The sequence below is a fragment of the Bartonella sp. AA83SXKL genome (assembly GCF_042196965.1).
Classification (GTDB): domain Bacteria; phylum Pseudomonadota; class Alphaproteobacteria; order Rhizobiales; family Rhizobiaceae; genus Bartonella.
This window is the reverse complement of sequence record NZ_JBHIRG010000052.1, coordinates 1-4,029: the sequence shown is the minus strand read 5'-3', so window position 1 is coordinate 4,029 and position 4,029 is coordinate 1. Positions and strand designations below refer to the sequence as shown.

Genomic DNA, 4,029 nt, shown 5'->3' with positions numbered 1-4,029 from the left:
CGCCTTTTCATGCTCTTCAGTCTTTTGTTTCAGTTGTTTAATTTCCTCGTCACGTTCTTCAATCTCTTGCTTCAGTTCTTTAATTTCCTTGTCACGTTCTTCAAGATCCGCATCACATTCATCAATTGTCTGCTTGCTTTCCATTAAATACCTAAACTCATTCTCTTTCATTTTTTTCTTAATATCTTGAACCTGCTCTTTAAGTGCTTTAACTTGATGGCGATAATACAAAGCAATACGAAACATCACTCCGCTTAAAAGCAAAACTGAAACCACTGCTATCCATAAAATTTCATTCGAACTCATTTTGATCTCCTTAATGCTGCAATCTATCGCCCGTCTGATCAACACCGCGACTTTTAGAAATTGAAGAAAAATTCTCTTGATACCAATCGCTAGGACTTATGTAATTATCAGTAACTTCTGCTATTTTTTGTATTATCCTAGGATGCGGAAATCGCTTCTTATTCACATAGCGTGCTATAGATGCTTGTGTAACACCTACCAAAATCGCAAACTCGGCATAAGTAATATTATTCTTTGATAAATACAGTTTTAGTTTAGACATTCCTCTTTTTACCATATTGGTATTATTAAGACAAGCATATTTTACCATATTGGCATTTGAAAGGATATTTTTTTTAATTAGGATAAGAATCATGAATAATTTGAAATTTTTCAGACAAAAAGTAGGTTTAACTTCAAAAGAATTAGCCGAATTGGTAGGGACTAGTCAGCCACAAATTTTTCGTTTAGAAAATGGACAACGAAAATTAACAAAGGAGTGGGCTGTACGTTTGGCGCCACACTTAAAAATTACCCCCAAACAACTGTTGTTTTCAGGAAATAAGCCTAATAGCTTAGATGAACAAATTGAAGATATGTTAGAGCATCTAAGCTACGATAATAAGGTTAAACTTCTTGATCTCCTTTCTTCATTTTATCAAGATAAAAAAGAATAAACTCTCTTTTTTCATCTTCTGTCAATTTATCCCATAGTTCTAATATTTGCGTATTAATTGACCATTTTTCATCCATTTTTTCTACTCTAAAAAAATATAAAATAAAAAAATAACCATTTTGGTATTGACTTTAAATTACCGTTTTGGTATCAAATATCCCATATCTTAGAAAATAACTTTTGCCAATAGGCAGTATGGAGGCATTTGTGAATAAACCAGTGTTTATAAATTCTGATGAAATTCTCTTAGTGATGTGCGAAAATGAAGAACAAAATCTCGCTAAATCTGGTCCTTTATTAGAAGAAAAGGACATTATCAATTTTATCGACCAAACCGATAATGCTGTCCAAATTTTGCGCGTAGAACCAACGACTAATCGTTGCGAAGATATCTCTGAAGATATTGCTGAGTTTTATCTCAAACTACGTGAACAAAAGTGTTTTGATGGCAAAATACCGCATGACTTTATTCTACACAGCACAGCATACGGTTTTTTTTTAGAAGAAATCGAACAGCAGCGATATGAAGATGAAACATACGGTACTTATGAACAGCAGCACCGTTTAACTCTTTCGGATGTCATTCCAAACTACCCACATTATACATACTACAGAGGGCGTTTTTAAAAGCGCCCCCCTCTTTCCTCTTATTAAATTATCGGATGGAGTAAACTTATGAATAATCCTATCACTATTACAAATAACACCATTAACGAAGAAAGCGTTCAGACAGTCAATGCTCGTGACTTGCACGCATTCTTAGAAGCAAAACGAGACTTTTCCAATTGGATTAAGGACCGTATTAGCAGATACAATTTTATAGAAGGACAAGACTTTGTAAAAACACAAGATTTGCGGTCACCAAATTTGGCGAGCGCAAAATCTAGATCTGTTATTGCAATTAATTATCATCTCACCTTGGAAATGGCAAAAGAACTTTCCATGGTAGAGCGTAATGAAAAAGGAAAACAAGCCCGTCAATATTTTATTGAATGCGAGCGGCGTGCAAAGCAAGTTGTTACACCACAAATCGATTACTCAAGTCCACAAGTAATGTTAGGTGTATTAACTCATCTAAAAAATGAAAATGAGCGTAAAGACATCATCATTGAAGATTTAAAACCAAAAGCAATGGCTCTGGAAAGCTTGCAACGCTCTGATGGGCTCTTCAGTCTTACTGAAGCCGCTAAAGTGCTCGAAATGCAACCAAAACAATTCATTCTCTTCCTACAGAAAAAAGGATGGGTGTATCGACGCACTTTCGGGGATCGCTTATTGCCTTATCAGGATAAAATCCAAAAAGGACTAATGGATTGCTCAACCCTCACTATTCAAACCGAAAATGGAACTGAAAAAGTCATTCCTTCAGCAAAAATCACAACAAAAGGCATGGGGGTGCTGTCTCAAGAGCTTAAAAGACAAAGCATGCATTAAGAGGCTATCATTATGGAAAAGAAATATGAACTTACTGATGAAACAATCGAAGTTGGGGGCAAAACTCTCCACCGCATTCGCGCATTACGAGACTTTGGAAACGTCGAGAAAGGTGATTTAGGAGGCTATATCGAGAAAGAAGACAACCTATCGCATCGTGGTAATTGCTGGATTGGGGATTATGCAAAAGTCTATGGTTATGCCAAGGTTTTTGGTGATGCTAAGGTTTACGAAAATGCACAAGTTTACGGTTATGCACATGTTTACAACAATTCTCGTATTTATGGCAAAGCAGAAGTTTGCGATGAACCATGCATTTACGGTGATGCAGAAGTTTACGGTGATGCATATATTTGCGGTGAACCGCACGTTTTTGATAATGCAGAAGTTTATGGCAATGCACAAGTTTACGAAAAGGCATACATTTATGATAGGGCGCGTGTTTACGGCAATGCAGAAGTTTCCGGTGATGCGCATGTTTACGGTCATGCAAAAATTTACGGTGAAGCATGTGTATGTTGGGACGACTGGATTGATGGCGATAAAAGAATCTCAACTAGGTAACAAACCAGATGAAAAAATACGAATTTACTGATGAAAAAATTGTGTTTGATGGAAGAACTCTTCACCGAATTAGAGCCTTAAGAGACTTTGGATATGTCAAAAAAGGTGACCTCGGCGGTTTTATAGAAAAAGAGAGCAACTTAAGCCATAAGAGAGACTGTTGGATTTTTGGCAATGCACACGTTTACGGTGATGCCAAAGTTTATGATGATGCGCGGGTTTATGGGAATGCACGCGTTTATGACAATGCACAAGTTTATGATTATGCCGAAGTTGGTGGTGCTGATGTTGGAGATAATGCCAAGGTTTTTGACTATGCGCGGATTTATGGGAATTCTGTTATAGGGAAAAGTGTACACGTTTACGGAAATGCTAAAATTTACAATCAAGCATATATTTGCTGTCGTGTAGACATTGCTGGAAATTGTAAAATTAGTGGCTCCACCGTAATCGTAGAACGTGAGAAATAGTAATCATGGAAAAGAAGTACGAACTTACTGATGGGAAAGCTGAGTTTAAAGGGGTAACTCTTCACCGTATCCGCGCTTTAAGAGACTTTGGAGTTATTAAAAAAGGTAATTTAGGCGGCTTTATAGAACATGAAAACAACCTATCGCATCATGGTAATTGCTGGGTAGGTGGTAATGCATTCGTCTTATCTTGTGCTTGCGTTTACGATAATGCTCAAGTTTATGATGATGCTGTAGTTTATGGTAGTGCACGAATTAAACATAATGCACATGTTTACGGTTTTGCCGAAGTTTATGGAATGGCAACAGTTTCCGGTAATGCACGTATTTATGGCGACGCAAAAATTTATCGTGATGCGGATATTGATGGCGATAACGTCATGTCCACTGGAGAAAAAGCATGGTGAAAAAATACGAATTGACTAATGAAACAATCGAAGTTGGGGGCAAAACTCTCCACCGCATTCGTGCATTGAGAGACTTTGGTAATGTTAAAGCAGGTGATTTAGGAGGCTATATCGAGAAAGAAGACAATCTAAGTCATGATGGCAATTGCTGGGTTTCTGGTAACGCCAAAGTTTATGGAAAAGCTAAAGTTTG

7 protein-coding genes and 2 pseudogenes are annotated in these 4,029 nt (G+C 37.0%); 7 read left to right on the top strand and 2 right to left on the bottom strand.

Translation table 11 applies throughout. From position 1 onward, the window contains the following. Window positions 1-306: pseudogene (locus tag ACFINO_RS09265) on the bottom strand (hypothetical protein); the annotation flags it as partial. Window positions 307-316: 10 nt separating this feature from the next. Then, window positions 317-568: a helix-turn-helix domain-containing protein gene (locus tag ACFINO_RS09260; RefSeq protein ID WP_375612601.1), complete on the bottom strand. Its 252-nt coding sequence runs from the start codon at window positions 566-568 to the stop codon at window positions 317-319. A 91-nt stretch (window positions 569-659) separates the two neighbouring features. Between ACFINO_RS09260 and ACFINO_RS09255 the strand changes: the two genes are divergently transcribed. The 7 genes and pseudogenes from ACFINO_RS09255 to ACFINO_RS09225 form a co-directional block, all read left to right on the top strand. After that, window positions 660-962 carry a helix-turn-helix domain-containing protein gene (locus ACFINO_RS09255; protein ID WP_100128398.1) on the top strand — a complete coding sequence of 101 codons (303 nt, stop codon included), beginning with the start codon at window positions 660-662 and terminating at the stop codon, window positions 960-962. 206 nt (window positions 963-1,168) lie between these two features. Next, window positions 1,169-1,588, top strand: a complete 420-nt coding sequence (locus ACFINO_RS09250) for a hypothetical protein (RefSeq protein ID WP_375613784.1) — start codon at window positions 1,169-1,171, stop codon at window positions 1,586-1,588. A gap of 48 nt (window positions 1,589-1,636) precedes the next feature. Next, a complete protein-coding gene (locus ACFINO_RS09245) occupies window positions 1,637-2,395 on the top strand; it encodes an antA/AntB antirepressor family protein (RefSeq protein WP_375635088.1) in 759 nt (252 codons plus the stop codon). A gap of 12 nt (window positions 2,396-2,407) precedes the next feature. Then, the gene (locus tag ACFINO_RS09240) at window positions 2,408-2,959 is read left to right on the top strand and encodes a hypothetical protein (RefSeq protein WP_375655515.1); all 552 of its coding nucleotides are present in this window, start codon (window positions 2,408-2,410) and stop codon (window positions 2,957-2,959) included. 8 nt (window positions 2,960-2,967) lie between these two features. Next, on the top strand, window positions 2,968-3,429 hold the full coding sequence (locus tag ACFINO_RS09235; protein ID WP_375655514.1) for a hypothetical protein: 462 nt from the start codon (window positions 2,968-2,970) through the stop codon (window positions 3,427-3,429). 5 nt (window positions 3,430-3,434) lie between these two features. Next, on the top strand, window positions 3,435-3,836 hold the full coding sequence (locus tag ACFINO_RS09230) for a hypothetical protein (RefSeq protein WP_375621851.1): 402 nt from the start codon (window positions 3,435-3,437) through the stop codon (window positions 3,834-3,836). Continuing rightward, window positions 3,830-4,029 (top strand): annotated as a pseudogene (locus ACFINO_RS09225) (hypothetical protein); the annotation flags it as partial. The gene ACFINO_RS09230 and the pseudogene ACFINO_RS09225, both read left to right, overlap by 7 nt.

Bases quoted from the DNA above. Each gene is read 5' to 3' on its own strand.
- ACFINO_RS09260 (WP_375612601.1), bottom strand. From the start codon at position 568: ATGTCTAAACTAAAACTGTATTTATCAAAGAATAATATTACTTATGCC.
- ACFINO_RS09255 (WP_100128398.1), top strand. From the start codon at position 660: ATGAATAATTTGAAATTTTTCAGACAAAAAGTAGGTTTAACTTCAAAA.
- ACFINO_RS09245 (WP_375635088.1), top strand. From the start codon at position 1,637: ATGAATAATCCTATCACTATTACAAATAACACCATTAACGAAGAAAGC.
- ACFINO_RS09240 (WP_375655515.1), top strand. From the start codon at position 2,408: ATGGAAAAGAAATATGAACTTACTGATGAAACAATCGAAGTTGGGGGC.
- ACFINO_RS09235 (WP_375655514.1), top strand. From the start codon at position 2,968: ATGAAAAAATACGAATTTACTGATGAAAAAATTGTGTTTGATGGAAGA.
- ACFINO_RS09230 (WP_375621851.1), top strand. From the start codon at position 3,435: ATGGAAAAGAAGTACGAACTTACTGATGGGAAAGCTGAGTTTAAAGGG.